Source organism: Pseudomonas sp. HS-18, from assembly GCF_020401845.1.
Taxonomy (GTDB): domain Bacteria; phylum Pseudomonadota; class Gammaproteobacteria; order Pseudomonadales; family Pseudomonadaceae; genus Pseudomonas; species Pseudomonas nitroreducens.
The window spans coordinates 3,195,472-3,211,411 of the sequence record NZ_CP084413.1; the positions used below are offsets into that span (position 1 = coordinate 3,195,472).

Here is a 15,940-nt window from a genome sequence, read left to right on the forward strand (position 1 = left end):
ATCGAAAAGCCCCGCTCAGGCGGGGCTTTTTTATGCGTTCGAGCTGGGCCTTACCACTTGCTGACGTCGACGACGGCCTTGGCGAATGCCACCGGTGCTTCCTGCGGCAGGTTGTGGCCGATGCCTCCGGTCAGCGTGCGATGCTCGTAGTGGCCGGTGAACTTGGCCGCGTAGGCCTTGGGTGGCGGATGGAAGGCGCCGTTGGCGTCGCCTTCCAGGGTGATGGTCGGCACGCTGATCGGCGGGGCCTTGGCGAGCTTCCGTTCCAGCTCGTCATACTGCGCTTCGCCTGCCGCCAGGTTCTGCCGCCAGCGGTAATTGTGGAGGGTGATGGCGACGTGGTCGGGGTTTTCGAACGCCTTGGCGCTGCGCTCGAAGGTGGCTTCATCGAAGTCCCACTTGGGTGAGGCCTGCTTCCAGATCAGCCGGGTGAAGTCGCGGGTGTTCTTCGCGTAGCCGGCGGCGCCGCGCTCGGTGGCGAAGTAGAACTGGTACCACCAGAGAAACTCGGCTTCCGGCGGTAGCGGTTGCTGGCCGGCCGCCTGGTTGCCGATCAGGTAGCCGCTGACTGCTACCAGCGCCTTGCAGCGTTCGGGCCAGAGGGCGGCGATGATATCGGCGGTGCGCGCGCCCCAGTCGAAGCCGGCGAGCACGGCCTTGTCGATCTTCAGCGCATCCATCAGCGCGATGATGTCGCTGGCTACCGCGGCGGGTTGGCCGTTGCGCATCGTCTGCTCCGAGAGGAAATGCGTGCTGCCATAGCCGCGCAGCCACGGAACGATCACCCGCAAGCCTTGCGCGGCCAGCGCCGGCGCTACGTCGACGAAGCTGTAGATGTCGTACGGCCAGCCATGCAGCAGGATCACCGCCGGGCCATCCGCCGGGCCATCTTCGGCATAGCCGACATTGAGCAGGCCTGCATCGATCTGCTTGAGCGCCTTGAAGGTGGTGTGTGTGCCGGCCTTCAGCGACGCGGTGGTCTTGCTCTTCTCGCTGGCAGCCAGGGCGACGGCTGGCAATTGGGTGGCGGCGAGTGCCACCGCTGCCAGGCGCATCAGGTCGCGGCGGCTGCTATCGAAATACTCCGACATGTCTTTTCCTTGTTGGGGTGGGCCGAACAAAGCGTAGGCGAGGATGAATCGACTGCTGGGAGAACTCCGGGACGAATGGTGCGAAAGTGCGTGCTTGAGCGTGTTATTGGCGATTTTTCCCGTGTCGAACCTCTCACCGAGCAAGGAAAAGTCTGGTCAGGGTGCGGGCCCTCGGCTTATAAAACCCCTTCGCCGCTGTAGACCCGCAGGGATGGCGGCCCCACGAGATCAAGGAACGATGATGCGACGAATCACGATGATTCTGCTCGCCGCCACCCTGTTGCAGGGCTGCGCGCACCAGAAGACCGGCAACCAGTGCGAAGACAACTTCAACACCGAGGGCGGCTTCATCGCCGGCAAGACCTTCACGTCCAACGTCCAGCTCGACATGCCCTACGCCAAGGTGTTCGACCGGGCGCAGAAGACCCTGGTGAAGGAGGGCTTCACCATCCAGACCGCCGACGAGAAGAGCGGCACCATCTCCGCCTACCAGGGCGTCATCCTGAGCAGCCGGAACGCACCGTTGAACATCGTGGTGGAAAAGGCGGGCTCCGGCTCCAAGGTAAGCTACGTCTTCGTCACCCTGGGGGGGATGTACACCACCGAAGGCGCGGTGCGTGACGGCTTCTGCCGGTTCACTGACGGGATTCGGCAGTAAGCCGGCAGGGATTCCTGGCTGGACTTCTGCGGGCGGATGTCGAGCACAGACGGAGTCCGCCCCTAAGCGCGAACCAGCTTCTCCACGAGGCGGCGCGTCAGCGGGGCGATGACCAACACCAGCGGGAAGGCAATGCCCCAACTGGTGAGCCAGGCGCCGAGCCAGAGATGGGCGAAGCCTGGTGCGAGGCCGACGGCGCGCCCGGTGGCAAGGCCGGAGACCAGCAGGCTCATCACCCCGGACAGAATCAGCGCGAACAGCAGCGGAGCGTATCGGCGCGCGATCATGCTTGAGCCTCCTGTTCGAGCTGGGGCTGGTGAAGGCGGCCGAGGGTTTCGGCGAAGTGTTGGCCGAACAGCCGTGCGGTCTTCAGGTCGCCGGGGCAGAAGTCCGCTGCAGTCTTGTCGGCCTGGGCCATCAGGCCGGACCAGGAACCCAGGCGGTTGGCGGCCTCCTCGAACGGTACGCCCAGGTGCTGCTCGGGGAGGATCGGGTTGCCCGCCCAGAGCATCCCGTGCTGCATGCAGAAGGTGAACAGCGAGATCAGCGTGGACTGCTTGTCGCCCGCCGGCAGCGCGGAAACGGTGAAGCCGGCGGCGAGGCGGCCGCGCAGCTTCTGTTGGCGCCACAACGGTCCGGTGGCGTCCATCAGAGCTTTCAGCGGTGCCGAGACGCCGCCCAGATAGGTGGGGGAGCCAAAGATCAGGCCGTGGTAGGCGAGGAGGGCGTCCGGGCGTCCGATCAGCTCCTGGGCCCTGAGCAGCTGCACGTCGCAGCGGGAGACAAGGCGCGCTCCGCTGGCGATGGTCTGGGCGATGCGCTCGGTACGGCCGTTGGCGCTGTGGTAGACGATGGCAATGGTTTTCATGGCTTCTCCGTGGGTGCACGCAAGGTGAAAGCCCAATCCTGGGTTGACCGGGATGGGCTTTGGCGTGACCCTACAAGTTCAAGTGAACTTGAAGTCAAGAGGTGATCCATGGACATCGCCGATGTGGCGAAACGCTCCGGCGTGCCGGCATCTACCCTGCGTTTCTACGAGGAGAAGGGGTTGATCGTCTCCCTGGCGAAGCCCGGCGCGCGCCGCCAGTTCGCCTCGCAGATTCTCGACCAGCTGGCGCTGATCACCCTGGGGCAGACAGCGGGTTTCAGCCTGGACGATATCCGCTCGATGTTTGCAGCTGACGGTGGGCCCCATATCGACCGGGCGATGCTGGCGGCCAAGGCGGACGAGCTGGATGCCACGATCAGGCGCCTGCAAGCGATGAGCCGGGGATTGCGCCACGCGGCAGCCTGTCCGGCGCCCAGCCACGCCGAGTGCCCGACCTTCCAGCGCCTGGTGAAGGCGGCGGCGAAGAGTGCGCTGGAGGGGAAGAAGGAGCGGGGACGGTTGAGGAAGGGGAAGGGTGCTGTCTGATGGGGCTGGAGAGAGGGTGGTATCGGTTGGCACAGAGCTAGGGGGCGTCTGATTCTTGCTTGAGTCCCGTCCGGCGCCGGCCCTGCCAGCGGATCGCGGACATGGCCCGCCCCTACAAGGAAACGCCAAGTGCGGCCGACAGCCACTCGCAGAACCCCTGCGCCTGCGCATTCCGCTCGCTCTGCTGATGCACCAGCAGCGACCAGTTCGGCCCGCGCACAGTCTGCTCGCTGAGTGGGGCCAGCAAGCCATTCTGCCGTGCATCCCCCGCCAGCAACTGGCTCACCAGCGCGATGCCCAGGCCCTGGCTCGCCGCATCCAGCAGCAATCCGGGATCGGAGAAGTTCAGCCCCTCGCTGCGCTGGCCGACATCCGCGCCGCCCTGCACCTGCCAGTGCGCCCAGTCCATCTCCCGTTCACCGTGCAGGGTGGTGCGCGACGGCTCCGCCTGTGCCAGTACGGATGGATGGCCGGCCGGGTAGAGACGATCCTCCAGCAGCACGCGGAAGCGGCATTCGGCCTGGGCGGTGAGGTCGTCGCGCACGGCGATGTCGATGGTCTGGGAGGCCATGTCCGGGGTTTCGTCGGTGGTCAGCAGCCACAGGTCGATCTGCGGATGGCGCGCGTGGAAGTCGCCCAGACGCGGCACGAGCCAGTGGCGGGCGAAGGCCGGGGTAGTGTTGACCACCAGCTGGTTGGGCTTGCGGTACTGGTCCAGGCGGCGGATGCCCACGGCCAGTTGCTGCAGCATGGATTGCGTGGTGCTCAGCAGGTCGGCGCCGGCGTCGGTCAGCGCCACCTTGCGCCCGGAGCGGTAGAACAGCGGCTGCTCGACGAAGCTTTCCAGGCTGCGGATCTGCTGGCTGATGGCCGACTGGGTGAGGTGCAGCTCCTCGGCGGCCTTGTGGAAGCTGCCCAGGCGCGCGGCGGCTTCAAAGCCGCGCAGGGCATTCAGGGGTGGCCAGTGCTTGAGCATGATCGATAAGTTCGCCTAATCAGATTTGCGCAAAATCTATCGTTTGTTGTCGCGTTTTTACAGGCCTAGCATGGTCATCAGGCGCCGCTTAATCCTTTTCTTCCGATAAAAATTCCTTACCAAAGGTTTGAATATGCATCGCAATGACGATAGGCAGAACGGCTGGCGCATGCCTGCCGAATGGGTCAACCACGCGGCGACCTGGATGGCTTTCCCGCACAATCGTCCGCTCTGGGAGGGCGGCTGGCGCGTCACCCTGGAACAGGTGCAGGAAGACTTCGCCGGAGTGGCCAATGCCATTGCCCGCTTCGAGCCGGTGAAGCTGGTGGTGGACCCGTCCGCCGTCGCCCGCGCCGCCGAACTCTGCGGGCCGAACGTCGAGCTGGTGCCGCTGCCCCTCGACGACAGCTGGTGCCGCGACTCCGGGCCGACCTTCGTCTGCCATCCGCAGCATGGCGTGGCCGGTGTGAGCTGGCGCTTCAACGCCTGGGGCGGCAAGTCCGAGCATACCCTGGACGAAGGCCTGGGCCGGCGCATCCTCAACCACCTCGGCCTGGACTGCTTCGGCACGCCACTGGCCAACGAGGGCGGGGCGATTCATGTGGACGGCGAGGGCACGCTGATCACCACCGAGTCGGTGCTGCTCAACCCCAACCGCAACCCCGGCGTGAGCAAGCGCGAGATGGAGGAAATCTTCTCCCGCCTGCTGGGCGTGACCAAGACCATCTGGCTGCCGGGCGACCCGCAGTACGTTACCGGGGACATGACCGACGGCCACGTCGACGGTGTGTGCGCCTTCGCCCGCCCCGGCGTGCTGCTGGTGGATGCTACCCACGACGCTTTCGGCACCTACGCCGAAGTCGCCCGCGAGAACCGCCGCGCGCTGGAACTGGCCACCGACGCCAAGGGTCGTTCCTTCGAGCTGATCGAGCTGTTCGAGGCCAGCGCGGCGGTGGACCCGGAGGCCGAGGTGTTCTGCGCGTCCTACACCAACTTCTACCTGGCCAACGGCGCGGTGATCATGCCGGCCTATGGCATCGCTGCCGACGACGAAGCCGCTGCCGTGCTGGCCCGCGCCTTCCCCGGTCGCGAAGTGGTGCCGGTGCGCATCAACAACCTGGCCCACGGTGGCGGCGGCGTGCACTGCATTACCCAGCAGCAGCCGGCCTGGCCGCTGGGAGGCCTGTGATGAGCAAGCTGACCGTCGCCGTGCTGCAGTTCTCCTGCAGTTGGGACCTGCCGCGTAACCTTGCCGAAGCTGAGCGCCACGTGCGCGCGGCGGCGGCGGCCGGGGCAAGGTTGATCCTCCTGCCCGAGCTGTTCGCCACCCCGTACTTCTGCATCGAGCAGGACCACGCCCACCTCGCGCTGGCCCAGCCCTACGACGACAGCCCGCTGCTGCAACGCTTCGCCAGCCTGGCGGCGGAGTTGAACGTGGTGCTGCCGATCAGCTGGTTCGAGCGCGCCGGCAACGCCTACTTCAACTCGCTGACCGTGGCCGATGCCGACGGCAGCCTGCTCGGCGTGTACCGCAAGACGCACATCCCCAACGCCATCGGCTACCAGGAGAAGGAGTATTTCAGCCCCGGCGATACCGGTTTCCGCGTCTGGGGCACCGCCGTTGGGCGCATTGGCGTGGGCATCTGCTGGGACCAGTGGTTCCCCGAGACCGCCCGCTGCCTGGCACTGCAGGGCGCGGAGCTGCTGCTGTTCCCCACCGCCATCGGCTCCGAGCCGGGCGCGGAACAACTGGATTCTCGCGGTCACTGGCAGACCGCCCAGCGCGGCCACGCCGCCGCCAACCTGCTGCCGGTGCTGGCCGCCAATCGTATCGGCGAGGAAGTGGCGCCCAGCGATGACGCGCTGCGCATGCGCTTCTACGGTTCGTCCTTCATCACTGACCACAAAGGCGCGCTGCTGGCCGAGGCCGGGCGCAACGAGGCCGCCGTTCTGGTGCAGGAGCTGGACCTGGACCTGGCCCGCGAAGAGCGCCTGACCTGGGGCGTGTACCGCGACCGCCGCCCGGAAATGTACGGCCCTCTGCTCGGCCTCGATGGCCGCCACCTGCACCCACGCTGGCAAGGAGTCTGACCATGAACAAGCACCTGCTGATCGGCGCGTTGGGGTTGTCCCTGGCGTGCGTCCTGCAACCGGCCGTGGCGGAGGAGGAGAAGGTCCTGCGCCTGTTCAACTGGGCGGACTACTTCGCCCCTGACACGCTGGCGAATTTCACCAGGGAAACCGGCATCCGCGTCATCTACGACGTAATGGACAGCAGCGAGACGCTGGAAGCCAAGATGATGGCCGGGCACAGCGGCTACGACCTGGTCTTCCCCGGCGACACCGTGGCCGAGCGGCTGATGCGTGCCGGCGCCCTGCAGAAGCTCGACGACAGCAAGCTGACGCAGCTGGCCGATATCGAGCCGGGCCTGCAGACGCTGCAGACCCAGTACCCGTACTCGCGCCACGCGGTGGTGCCCTATACCTGGGGCAGCATCGGCCTGACCTACAACCAGGCGAAGATCGAACAGCGCATGCCCGGCGCGCCGGTGAACAGCCTGGACATGCTGTTCAAGCCGGAAGTGGCCAAGCGCTTCGCCGATTGCGGCATCTCCATGATCGACTCGCCGGACGAAGTGCTGGCCGTGGTGCTCAACTACCTCGGCCGCGACCCGCGCAGCGGCAAGCCGCAGGACCTGGCGGACGCCCTGGCGCTGCTCAACGGCATCCGCCCGTACATCCGCAAGTTCCAGTCGCAGCCGGTCACCCAGCTGGTCAATGGCGACCTGTGCCTGTCGCTGGGCTACAGCGGCGACGTCACCCAGTCGCAACGGGCGGCCATTGATGCGAAGAAGCCCGAGCGCTTCGAGTACCGCGTCCCGCGCGAAGGCACCTCGGTGTGGATGGACACCATGGCCATTCCCGTCGACGCGCCGCACCCGGAATACGCCTATGCGCTGATCAACTACCTGATGCGCCCGGAGGTGATGGCCGCAATCAGCAACGCCACCGGTTATCCGACCTCCAACGCCAAGGCGCGGCCGATGGTCGAGGCGAGCATGCGCGACAACCCGGACATCTATCTTGATGAGAAGGCCTACGCGCGGCTGTTCCCCGGCAAGGACATCCCCCAGCGCGACATGCGCGCGCGGATGCGTACCTGGACCAGTTTCAAGACCGGCACCGGCGGTTGAGGAGGCGAGGATGATGACACGCAGAAACCTGCTCGGCACCGGCATCACGCTGGCCGCCGGGCTCGGCCTGGGGCTGGGGCGCGTCGCCCTGGCCGCGGGCAAATGGACCATGGCCGACGAACACCGCAAGCAGGAGCGGGTGTACGTCGCTTACGCGGCGAGCGCCGACGTCTGGGAAGACATTGCCCCCGACGTCAACGCCACCGTGGCGCGGCTGGCCCGCGCCATTGCCGAGTTTCAGCCGGTGACCGTGCTCTGCCGGCCGGAGCAGCAGGCCGAGGCCAAGCGTGCCTGCGGTGGGCAGAATGTCGACTTCCTGCCGGTGCCGGTGGATGACATCTGGGTGCGCGACTACGGCGGTTGCTTCCTTGTCGACGGCACCTCGGGCGGCCTGGCGCTGGCCGACTTCAACTTCAACGGCTGGGGCGGCAAGCAGCACGCCGAGCGCGACCGTGAAGTGTCGGCGGCACTGGCCGAAGACCTGGGGGTCAAGGCCATCGTCAGCGAGCTGTGCGGGGAGGGCGGCGGCATCGAGGTGGATGGCCACGGCACGGCGATCTTCACCGAAAGCTGCTGGGTCAACGACAACCGCAATCCTGGCTGGTCGCGTCCTCGCGTGGAGGCGGAACTCAAGCGCGTGCTGGGGCTGCGCAAGGTGATCTGGCTGCCGGGCATCCGTGGCAAGGACATCACCGATGCGCACGTGGACTTCTACGCGCGCTTCGTCGAGCCGGGCGTGGTGGTGGTCAACCTGGACAATGATCCGCAGTCCTATGACCACACTGTCACCCGCCGCCACCTGGACATCCTCAAGACCGCTACGGATGCCGATGGCCGTCCGCTGAAGCTGCACACGCTGCCGCCGCCGATGAAGCCCAAGCCCAGCGCCTACAGCCGCGACAACCCGGATTTCGCAGCCGGTTACATCAATTATCTGCCGGTGAATGGCGGGGTGATTGCGCCGAAGTTTGGCGATGCGGCGGCGGACGAGCATTGCCATGCCTTGCTCAGCGAGCTGTACCCGGACCGCGAGATCGTGCAGCTGAACATCGACCCGATCGCCGCCGGTGGCGGCGGCATCCATTGCGTGACGTTGCAGATGCCGGCGGTGTAAGCCGCGTCGTGCTGCCGGGCTCTTCGTCGCACGATCAGCGCTCGGCGAAAGCCTCGTTGAGCAAAGCTGGCAGGGCCGTGCCCGCCGCGCTGGCGAGGGCGAAGTCGCGTTCGCCATGCAGCGGGCCCGGTGCGGGGTTGATGTGCAGGACGGTGGCCCCGGCGCGCCAGGCGATCTGCGGGACTTCGGCCGCCGGGTAGACCACGCCGGAGGTGCCCACGGAGATCAGCAGGTCGCAGTCTTCGGCGACCTGGAAGGCATGGTTGAGGGCATTCATCGGCAGGCCTTCGCCGAACCACACCACGCCGGGGCGCAGCGGGCCGCCGCAATGGGCGCAGGGCGGCGGCGGTAGGCGGCGCCCTGCCTCAGGCTCATCCGGAACCGGCAGCGCTGCGTCGGGTTCGCGCTGGCAGTCGAAACAGCGAGGGCGCTCCAGTTGGCCGTGCAGGTGGGTGACGTCCTGGCTGCCGGCGCGTTCGTGGAGATCGTCGACGTTCTGGGTGATCAGCGTGAACTTCGGCACCTTGCCCGCCAGCGCTGCGATGGCCAGGTGAGCGGGATTGGGCTGCGCGCGATGGACGACACTGCGTCGCCATTCATACCAGCCCCAGACCAGCGGCGGGTCGGCACGGAACGCCTGGGCGGTGGCCAGGGATGCGGCGTCGAAACGCTGCCACAGCCCGCTGAGGCGGTCGCGGAAGGTGGGGACACCACTCTCGGCAGAAACACCAGCACCGGTGAATACCACCACGTGATGGGCGTTGCGCAGGACGTCGAGCAGGGCGGGTTCGAATATCACGGTGCGGCTCCCGGCAGCGTGGGGGCATTTTCCAGGCGATTGCGGCCAGCGGCCTTGGCACGGTACAACGCGCGGTCGGCGGCTTCGATTAGCGCCTGCGGGCTACTGTCGCTGCCGCCGGGCAGGGTGGCGATGCCGATGCTGGCGGTGATTCGGCCCAGCGGGCTGCCGGCGTGGGTGAGGTTGGCCGTCTGCAGGCGCTGCATGAACTGCTCGGCCACGGCCTGGGCGCCATCGGGGCCGGTATGGGGCAGGATCACGGCGAGTTCCTCGCCGCCATAGCGCGCCGCAAGATCAGCGGGGCGGCGGACGCTGTCGGCGAGGACGCGACCGATGCGACGCAAACAGTCGTCGCCGGCGGGGTGACCGTAGGTGTCGTTGAAGCGCTTGAAGTGGTCGACGTCGATCAGCAGCAGTCCCAGCGGCGTGCGCTCCCGGTGGGCGCGGCGCAGTTCGGCGATCAGGTGGTCGTCGAAGCTGCGGCGGTTCTCCAGGCCGGTCAGGGGGTCACGGGAGGCGAGGACTTCCAGCTGGCGGTTGGCCTTGATCAGGTCCTCGCGGGCGTCGCGCAGCAGGCGTTCGGTGCCGATGCGGCGCTGGATGGCGAGGATCAGCAGGCTGCCGATCACCACGATGACCATCAGCAGGCCGAAGGCGATGGCGACCGTGCGCCAGGCGTCGGCGCGCCAGGCGGCCAGGGCTTCGTCCTTGCCCAGGGCGACGGAAGTCACCAGTGGGTAGCGCTCGTTCTTGCGGAAGGCATAGATGCGCTCGACGCCATCGAGGGAGGACGCGAAGGTGGCGCTGCCGACCGTGGTTTCATCCAGGTACTGGGTGAAGATCGGCGAGCGCGAGAGCACGCGGCCCATGTCGCTCTCGCGGAAGGGATAGCGCACCAGCACCTGGCCACTGCTGGTGGCAACGCCGATGGCGCCGGTCCTGCCGATATCGATCTTGCCGAACAGGCGCAGGAAGTCCTGCACGCCGAGCGCCGCCACTATCACCCCGGCAAAGTTGCCCTGGGCGTCGTTGTAGCGGCGGCTGACGGTGATTACCCAGACGCCGGTGGAGCGGCTGTGGATCGGTCCGTCGATGTAGGCCTCCAGCGAAGGGTTGTCGCGATGGTGGATGAAGTACGCACGGTCGGCGCTGTTGGAGCCGCGCGGGAAGGGGCCGGTAGAGGTCATCAGCCAGTTGCCCTGGGCGTCGTAGATGCCGACGCCATTGAGCTGCACGAGCAGGTGCTGCTGGCGCTGCACCAGTTCGTTGAGGCGTTGCAGCTGCGGAGCGTCGAGGCCTTCGTGTTCCAGGCGCTCGGCAATGCCGAGCAGCAGCATGGAGCTCTGCGTGACAATACCCTCGACGTAGGTATCCAGCGCCTGGGTGAGGTTGAGGTTGTGCGTGGTGGTTTCCGCCAGCGTGCGCTCGCGGGCCGACCACAGCTCCCAGGCCGTGGCGATGGCGACGGCCAGGCTGATGATCGACAGCAGGAGGATGGCAAGGCGGATGTCGCGTTTCACACTGGCCTCGTAGGGACGTTCCCTGTGGTGGTCGTCACGCAGGGCGGGCATCGCCCGGCGCAGTCCTGGGAGACGCCGGCAGCACGTGCCGGGTTGGCTATGGTGGTCAGACGCCTGGCATGCCGCTGAGTTGCACACGGTTGCGACCTTTCTGCTTGGCGATATACAGATGCCGGTCGCAGCGGGCGAGCAGCTCGCGCGGTTCGTGCAGTCCGCCCTCGTTGGCCATTGCCGCACCGAGGCTGATCGTCAACTGGCGCAGGCTGTCGGGCCGGTGCAGGTGCTCGATGCCTAGGCTCGCCACCTGTTCGCGCAGTCGTTCGGCGATGCAGCGCAGGTCTTCGGCACTGGTCGCTTCCAGCACGATGGCGAATTCCTCACCGCCATAACGATAGACGTTGGCCTGCCCGCCGCGCAGAGTGCCGGCGAGATTCTCGGCCACCTGGCACAAGCAGCGGTCACCGGCCTGGTGCCCGTAATGGTCGTTGTACGGCTTGAAGTAGTCGATGTCGGCCATCAGCAGGGCGAAGGGGCGTCCGTGGGCGCGCATGCCGTGCCAGCTTTCATTGAGTTGCAGGTCCAGCGCACGGCGGTTGCCCACGCCGGTGAGACCGTCGGTGGTGGCCAGCTCCTGCAGACGCAGGTTGAGGGCGGCGAGCTCCGTGCGCTGGCGGCGCTCCTCGAGATCGGCGAGGAATGCCTGGCGCACGCCCTTGATGTTGGTCCAGCTGATGAACAGGCTGAACAGCGCGATGGGCAGGTACACCAGAGTGAAGATCAGCAGCGGCTTGGTCGCCCCGTCATGGATCAGCCAGACGTTGTAGAGAATGATCGCCGAAATGATCGCCGACACCACGGCGATGCCCTTGAACGAGTAGCGCACGCCGAGGTTGCCCAACAAGATGAACACCACCGAGGCATAGAGGAAGAACGGCACGTCCGGCGAGGCACTGCGCTTGAGCAGCTCGAACCAGGCGACGGTGGAGATGATGTCGTGCACCGGCATCAGCATGTCCATCACCAGCACGCTGCGGCTGAAGCGGAACACCAGGAAGATATTGAGCAGGCCGATCAGGCTCAGGCCACTGCGCAGGAGCAGGGACTCCTTGGCCATGTCCGGGATCAGCAGCGCGTCGGCCAGCACGTAGGAGTCGTAGGCGGCCATGGCGATGAAGTTGATCGCCAGCAGGAAACGCCGGTAATGCTGGACCACGTACGCCTTGTAGGCATCGTGCAGGCGCGGCGGAATTCTCCCCTGGGATTGCCGGGGAGGAGCGGCGGGAAACTCGGGTGCGGTCATGGAGAGTGGGAGCCTGTGTCTGCCGTCCGGGGCGAATGCTGGCCAAGGGCTAGAGTAGGGGGCGGCACCATTGCCGTCCAGCGGGGTGATGCATAGGGTGTACCAAATCTTCGGCCGCCGGGGATTGGCTCTGTCGACAGGGTCGGCAATGGATCTTTATAAGGTGCCAATACCGCGGCATGATGATCGCTGTCACCTGCTGTCGAGGCCTTTCATGTACGTACCCGCGCATTTCGAGGAAACCCGGACGGACGAGTTGCACCGGCTGATCCGCGAGTATCCCCTGGGCATCCTGGTCACCGGTCATGGCGGCCTGCTGGACGCCAATCATCTGCCCTTCGAACTGGAACTCTCCACCGAGCGGCCGCTGCTGCGCGCCCACGTCGCCCGCAACAACCCCGTGTGGCAGGAATCCGACGGTGAGGAAGTGCTGGTGATTTTCCGTGGCGAGCACGCCTATGTGTCGCCCAACTGGTACCCGAGCAAGCACGAAGCACACCGCCAGGTGCCGACCTGGAACTACCAGGTGGTGCACGTGCGCGGTCGCCTCAAGGTCATGGACGAGGAGCGCTTCGTGCGCGGCGTGGTCGGCCGCCTGACCCGCACCCACGAGGCCAGTGAAGCGAAGCCCTGGAAGATGAGCGATTCCACCCCGGAGTTCATCAGCGGCATGCTGGCCAACATCGTCGGCATCGAGGTGGAAATCAGCGAGATCGTCGGCAAGTCCAAACTCAGCCAGAACAAGGAAGAACGTGATCGCCTGGGCGCCGCCGAGCGGTTGGAACAGCTTGGCAGCAGCGAACTTTCCGCCGCGATGCAGCGCGCCATGGAATGAGGCCCGCGGGTGCGGATGGCCGTCGTAGACATGTCTGCATGTTTTAAGGGGTTGGCAGGTCGGCTGCCTGAAATGTAATAATATTACAATTCAATCGCAGTCGATTCCCTCAATGACCTCCGCCATCACGCCTCCCTCAGCTGTCATCACCAAAGCCACTACCCGACTCCACTCCATCGATGCCCTGCGCGGGCTGGTGATACTCTTCATGCTGCTGGACCACGTCCGTGAGACGTTTTACCTGCACCTGCAGGTGAGCGATCCGATGGACGTGACCCAGACCGACCCCGCGCTGTTCTTCAGTCGCACCCTGGCGCACCTCTGCGCGCCGGTTTTCGTCTTCCTCACCGGGCTTTCCGCCTTCCTCTATGGCGAGAGGCACGAGGGCCGCGTGGCGGTCTCGGCCTTCCTGCTCAAGCGCGGGCTGTTCCTGGTGCTGCTGGAGGTGACCCTGGTGAACTTCGCCTGGACTTTCCAGTTGCCGCCCAAGGTGATCTACCTGCAGGTAATCTGGGCCATCGGCCTGAGCATGCTGGCGCTCTCCGCGCTGGTCTGGTTGCCGCGTGCTGCCCTGGTGGGGCTTGGGCTGGTGCTGGTGGCGGGACACAACCTGCTGGATGGGGTGCACTTTGCACCCGAGCACTGGGCCCATGTGCCCTGGGCGGTGTTGCACGATCGCGGCTGGATCGGACTGGGCGATGCGCTGCGCCTGCGTACGTCCTATCCGCTGCTGCCGTGGATCGGCGTGATTGCCTTGGGTTATGCAGCCGGGCCCTGGTTCGGACGTTCGGCCAATGCCGCCCGGCGCACGCGCAACCTGCTGCTGACGGCGGCCATCGCACTGGGCGGTTTCATCGTCCTGCGCCTGAACAACGGCTACGGCGAGAAGCCTTGGGGCGACGGCGACAACGGCCTGCAACTGCTGATGAGCTTCTTCAACATCACCAAGTACCCGCCGTCGCTGCTGTTCCTTGTCCTGACCCTGGGGATCGGCCTGCTCCTGCTGGTGTTCTTCGAGCGCCGCGGGCAGGGCGCTCTGGCCCGCCGGCTGGCGGTGTTCGGCGCGGCGCCGATGTTCTTCTACCTGCTGCACCTCTATGTGCTGAAGCTGCTTTATCTGGTCGCGGTGGCAATCTGGGGGCTGAACCACGGGCAGTACTTCGGCTTCGATTCGGTGTGGGCGGTCTGGGGTGGCGCGCTGTTGCTGATCGTCGTGCTTTATCCGCCGGTGCACTGGTTCGCCCGCCTCAAGGCCCGCCGCCGCGATATCGCCTGGCTGAAGTACCTGTGAGGCTGCGCAGCTCCGCCGTGTTGCTGGCGTTGTCCGTACCGGCATTTGGTGCGGGGCAGGAGGAATCCAATGGTTTTGTTGAGGACAGCCGCTGGAGCCTGCTAAACCGCACGCTGTTCGACCAGCGCGAATACCGCCACGGTGATCGCAACAGCGCCGCGCGCAACGCCTACAAGCCCCGCAATGAACGCAATGGCTATGCGCAGGAATGGGCCTACGGGCTGATGGGCAGCCTGCAGTCCGGATTTACTCGAGGCAGCGTCGGGCTGGGGCTGGACGCGCATCTGTATCAGGGCGTGCTGCTGGACAGTGGCGGCGGTCGCGCCGGTAAGGCACGGTTGGTCGGCCTGGACAATGACGGTCATCCCAAGGATAGCTTTGCCCGTGGCGGTGCGGCGCTGAAGGCGCGGGTGTCTTCGACGACACTGTGGTGGGGCGAACAGCGGGTGAAAACCCCGGTATTCAGCTCCTCCGACAGTCGCCTGCTGCCGGAAACGGCCAGCGGTTTCTTTCTCTCCAGCGAGGAGCTTTCCGCGCTGCGGCTGGTGGCTGGGCACTTCACCGAAAGCACCGACCGCAACGCTTCCAGCCATGATCGCGGCTTCGTGGTGAATTATTCCAATGGTCGCCAGGGCACTGCTTTCGACCTGGCGGGCTTCACCTATTCGCCCACAAAGGGCACAAATCTCAGCCTGTTCACCTCGCGCTACGAGGATACCTGGCGCCAGGATTACCTGGGCGGCACCTTCAGCCAGCCGTTGGGCGAGGGACAGGACCTGTCGCTGAACCTCAATCTCTATCGCAGTCGAGATACCGGGCGGGCGTTCTCCGGGCGGATCGACAACACCACCTGGAGCCTGCTTGGCGTCTACGGCTTCGGCGCGCACCGACTGAGCGTCGGTTACCAGCAGGTCGACGGTGATACGCCGTTCGACTACGTGACCCGCGGAGCGATCTTCCTCACCAACGCAGTGCAACTGTCGGACTTCAATGCGCCCAACGAGCGTTCCTGGCAACTGCGCTATGACCTGGACCTGGCGGCGCTCGGAGTGCCGGGGCTGTCGATGGCGGCGGCCTACGTGCGCGGCACCGGCATCGATGGCAGCCATGTCGACCCGCGTGGCGGTTACGCGTACCTGGGTTATGGCGAGGGTGGCCAGCACTGGGAGCGCGACCTGATGCTGCAATACCGTGTGCCGGAAGGCCCGGTCAAGGGGCTGCGGCTGGTACTGATGCACAACAGCCATCGCGCCAACGCCGCGCAGACGGAACTCAATACCGACCAGTTGCGGGTTGCCGTGGAATACCCGCTGGAAGGCGGCTTCTGATCAGAGCCCGCCGAGCAGGTCGTGGGCGTCCAGCAGCCGCCAGGCGATTTCCGGGTTCTTCTCCAGGCCCCGGCGGATCGCGGCGGGAATGGCCTGGCGGGTCTTGCGGCAGAGGCCAGGCTGCTCCTCGAAGGCAAACTCGATGCCGCGCATGGTGCGCACTTCGTTGAAGCCGGGGGCGATGTGCAGGCGAATGCCGAGTTGATCGAAGAGCCTGTGCAGCAGGTGCTCCAGGTCCGCCAGGTCCTTGAGATTTTCCAGGCGCTCGAGCAGGCGCTGCTCCTCGTGCCGGGTCAGCAGCAGGATTCGCAGGTCGGCGTTGGGTGTCTCCAGTAGCCGTTCCCGGTCGCAGTTGCAGGCGCCGGGTGGGCATTGCTGGCGGAGCGGGGGCGTGGTGGGCATGCCCCGATCATAGCGGGG

The 15,940-nt window shown here is 66.1% G+C and carries 17 protein-coding genes; 9 read left to right on the forward strand and 8 right to left on the reverse strand.

Going from position 1 to position 15,940, the window contains the following annotated elements:
• Nucleotides 1–50: 50 nt before the first annotated feature.
• Nucleotides 51–1,091 carry an alpha/beta fold hydrolase gene (locus LDJ84_RS14915; RefSeq protein WP_024762445.1) on the reverse strand — a complete coding sequence of 347 codons (1,041 nt, stop codon included), beginning with the start codon at nucleotides 1,089–1,091 and terminating at the stop codon, nucleotides 51–53.
• Between the two features lie 241 nt (nucleotides 1,092–1,332).
• On the opposite strand from LDJ84_RS14915, the gene LDJ84_RS14920 reads away from it, so the two are divergent.
• Nucleotides 1,333–1,749, forward strand: a complete 417-nt coding sequence (locus LDJ84_RS14920; RefSeq protein WP_128082465.1) for a hypothetical protein — start codon at nucleotides 1,333–1,335, stop codon at nucleotides 1,747–1,749.
• A 62-nt stretch (nucleotides 1,750–1,811) separates the two neighbouring features.
• On the opposite strand, the gene LDJ84_RS14925 is transcribed toward LDJ84_RS14920, so the two are convergent.
• Together LDJ84_RS14925 and LDJ84_RS14930 are read right to left on the reverse strand one after the other, a co-directional pair.
• Entirely contained in the window at nucleotides 1,812–2,036 is a 225-nt protein-coding gene (locus LDJ84_RS14925; RefSeq protein ID WP_024762447.1) for a DUF2798 domain-containing protein, read from the reverse strand.
• The gene (locus LDJ84_RS14930) at nucleotides 2,033–2,617 is read right to left on the reverse strand and encodes a flavodoxin family protein (protein WP_024762448.1); all 585 of its coding nucleotides are present in this window, start codon (nucleotides 2,615–2,617) and stop codon (nucleotides 2,033–2,035) included. The genes LDJ84_RS14925 and LDJ84_RS14930 overlap by 4 nt, the downstream gene beginning before the upstream one ends.
• Before the next feature lie 108 nt (nucleotides 2,618–2,725).
• On the opposite strand from LDJ84_RS14930, the gene LDJ84_RS14935 reads away from it, so the two are divergent.
• The gene (locus LDJ84_RS14935; protein WP_024762449.1) at nucleotides 2,726–3,163 is read left to right on the forward strand and encodes a helix-turn-helix domain-containing protein; all 438 of its coding nucleotides are present in this window, start codon (nucleotides 2,726–2,728) and stop codon (nucleotides 3,161–3,163) included.
• Nucleotides 3,164–3,275: 112 nt separating this feature from the next.
• Here the strand turns inward: LDJ84_RS14935 and LDJ84_RS14940 are convergent, their stop codons facing one another.
• The gene (locus LDJ84_RS14940) at nucleotides 3,276–4,139 is read right to left on the reverse strand and encodes a LysR substrate-binding domain-containing protein (RefSeq protein ID WP_226046534.1); all 864 of its coding nucleotides are present in this window, start codon (nucleotides 4,137–4,139) and stop codon (nucleotides 3,276–3,278) included.
• Between the two features lie 133 nt (nucleotides 4,140–4,272).
• Between LDJ84_RS14940 and LDJ84_RS14945 the strand changes: the two genes are divergently transcribed.
• From LDJ84_RS14945 to LDJ84_RS14960, 4 genes are read left to right on the forward strand one after another with little or no spacing between them, the layout of a single operon-like run.
• Nucleotides 4,273–5,328 (forward strand): agmatine/peptidylarginine deiminase, encoded by a 1,056-nt coding sequence (locus tag LDJ84_RS14945; RefSeq protein ID WP_226046535.1) that lies wholly within the window; start codon nucleotides 4,273–4,275, stop codon nucleotides 5,326–5,328.
• A complete protein-coding gene (aguB, locus tag LDJ84_RS14950) occupies nucleotides 5,328–6,230 on the forward strand; it encodes an N-carbamoylputrescine amidase (RefSeq protein WP_226046536.1) in 903 nt (300 codons plus the stop codon). The genes LDJ84_RS14945 and aguB overlap by 1 nt, the downstream gene beginning before the upstream one ends.
• 2 nt (nucleotides 6,231–6,232) lie before the next feature.
• Complete coding sequence (locus tag LDJ84_RS14955; RefSeq protein ID WP_141678331.1) at nucleotides 6,233–7,333, forward strand: extracellular solute-binding protein; 1,101 nt, start codon at nucleotides 6,233–6,235, stop codon at nucleotides 7,331–7,333.
• 10 nt (nucleotides 7,334–7,343) lie between these two features.
• The gene (locus LDJ84_RS14960; protein WP_226046537.1) at nucleotides 7,344–8,447 is read left to right on the forward strand and encodes an agmatine/peptidylarginine deiminase; all 1,104 of its coding nucleotides are present in this window, start codon (nucleotides 7,344–7,346) and stop codon (nucleotides 8,445–8,447) included.
• A 34-nt stretch (nucleotides 8,448–8,481) separates the two neighbouring features.
• On the opposite strand, the gene LDJ84_RS14965 is transcribed toward LDJ84_RS14960, so the two are convergent.
• The 3 genes from LDJ84_RS14965 to LDJ84_RS14975 all read right to left on the reverse strand — a co-directional run bounded on the left by LDJ84_RS14965 (nucleotide 8,482) and on the right by LDJ84_RS14975 (nucleotide 12,066).
• Complete coding sequence (locus LDJ84_RS14965) at nucleotides 8,482–9,246, reverse strand: SIR2 family NAD-dependent protein deacylase (protein ID WP_413247452.1); 765 nt, start codon at nucleotides 9,244–9,246, stop codon at nucleotides 8,482–8,484.
• A complete protein-coding gene (locus tag LDJ84_RS14970) occupies nucleotides 9,243–10,766 on the reverse strand; it encodes a sensor domain-containing diguanylate cyclase (RefSeq protein WP_024762456.1) in 1,524 nt (507 codons plus the stop codon). Before LDJ84_RS14970 ends, LDJ84_RS14965 begins: the two co-directional genes overlap by 4 nt.
• Nucleotides 10,767–10,872: 106 nt before the next feature.
• Nucleotides 10,873–12,066: a GGDEF domain-containing protein gene (locus LDJ84_RS14975; protein WP_065084028.1), complete on the reverse strand. Its 1,194-nt coding sequence runs from the start codon at nucleotides 12,064–12,066 to the stop codon at nucleotides 10,873–10,875.
• A 214-nt stretch (nucleotides 12,067–12,280) separates the two neighbouring features.
• Between LDJ84_RS14975 and LDJ84_RS14980 the strand changes: the two genes are divergently transcribed.
• The 3 genes from LDJ84_RS14980 to LDJ84_RS14990 all read left to right on the forward strand — a co-directional run bounded on the left by LDJ84_RS14980 (nucleotide 12,281) and on the right by LDJ84_RS14990 (nucleotide 15,520).
• Nucleotides 12,281–12,901 (forward strand): FMN-binding negative transcriptional regulator, encoded by a 621-nt coding sequence (locus LDJ84_RS14980; protein WP_084357801.1) that lies wholly within the window; start codon nucleotides 12,281–12,283, stop codon nucleotides 12,899–12,901.
• A gap of 112 nt (nucleotides 12,902–13,013) precedes the next feature.
• On the forward strand, nucleotides 13,014–14,192 hold the full coding sequence (locus tag LDJ84_RS14985; protein ID WP_193452511.1) for a DUF1624 domain-containing protein: 1,179 nt from the start codon (nucleotides 13,014–13,016) through the stop codon (nucleotides 14,190–14,192).
• Entirely contained in the window at nucleotides 14,189–15,520 is a 1,332-nt protein-coding gene (locus LDJ84_RS14990) for an OprD family porin (protein ID WP_376784789.1), read from the forward strand. The genes LDJ84_RS14985 and LDJ84_RS14990 overlap by 4 nt, the downstream gene beginning before the upstream one ends.
• On the opposite strand, the gene LDJ84_RS14995 is transcribed toward LDJ84_RS14990, so the two are convergent.
• Nucleotides 15,521–15,922 (reverse strand): hypothetical protein, encoded by a 402-nt coding sequence (locus LDJ84_RS14995; RefSeq protein WP_065084025.1) that lies wholly within the window; start codon nucleotides 15,920–15,922, stop codon nucleotides 15,521–15,523. It lies immediately after the preceding gene.
• Nucleotides 15,923–15,940: the final 18 nt, after the last annotated feature.

What these genes read in the sequence shown, in the direction of transcription:
- LDJ84_RS14915 (WP_024762445.1), bottom strand. Translation starts at nt 1,091, where the DNA reads ATGTCGGAGTATTTCGATAGCAGCCGCCGCGACCTGATGCGCCTGGCA.
- LDJ84_RS14920 (WP_128082465.1), top strand. Translation starts at nt 1,333, where the DNA reads ATGCGACGAATCACGATGATTCTGCTCGCCGCCACCCTGTTGCAGGGC.
- LDJ84_RS14925 (WP_024762447.1), bottom strand. Translation starts at nt 2,036, where the DNA reads ATGATCGCGCGCCGATACGCTCCGCTGCTGTTCGCGCTGATTCTGTCC.
- LDJ84_RS14930 (WP_024762448.1), bottom strand. Translation starts at nt 2,617, where the DNA reads ATGAAAACCATTGCCATCGTCTACCACAGCGCCAACGGCCGTACCGAG.
- LDJ84_RS14935 (WP_024762449.1), top strand. Translation starts at nt 2,726, where the DNA reads ATGGACATCGCCGATGTGGCGAAACGCTCCGGCGTGCCGGCATCTACC.
- LDJ84_RS14940 (WP_226046534.1), bottom strand. Translation starts at nt 4,139, where the DNA reads ATGCTCAAGCACTGGCCACCCCTGAATGCCCTGCGCGGCTTTGAAGCC.
- LDJ84_RS14945 (WP_226046535.1), top strand. Translation starts at nt 4,273, where the DNA reads ATGCATCGCAATGACGATAGGCAGAACGGCTGGCGCATGCCTGCCGAA.
- aguB (WP_226046536.1), top strand. Translation starts at nt 5,328, where the DNA reads ATGAGCAAGCTGACCGTCGCCGTGCTGCAGTTCTCCTGCAGTTGGGAC.
- LDJ84_RS14955 (WP_141678331.1), top strand. Translation starts at nt 6,233, where the DNA reads ATGAACAAGCACCTGCTGATCGGCGCGTTGGGGTTGTCCCTGGCGTGC.
- LDJ84_RS14960 (WP_226046537.1), top strand. Translation starts at nt 7,344, where the DNA reads ATGATGACACGCAGAAACCTGCTCGGCACCGGCATCACGCTGGCCGCC.
- LDJ84_RS14975 (WP_065084028.1), bottom strand. Translation starts at nt 12,066, where the DNA reads ATGACCGCACCCGAGTTTCCCGCCGCTCCTCCCCGGCAATCCCAGGGG.
- LDJ84_RS14980 (WP_084357801.1), top strand. Translation starts at nt 12,281, where the DNA reads ATGTACGTACCCGCGCATTTCGAGGAAACCCGGACGGACGAGTTGCAC.
- LDJ84_RS14985 (WP_193452511.1), top strand. Translation starts at nt 13,014, where the DNA reads ATGACCTCCGCCATCACGCCTCCCTCAGCTGTCATCACCAAAGCCACT.
- LDJ84_RS14995 (WP_065084025.1), bottom strand. Translation starts at nt 15,922, where the DNA reads ATGCCCACCACGCCCCCGCTCCGCCAGCAATGCCCACCCGGCGCCTGC.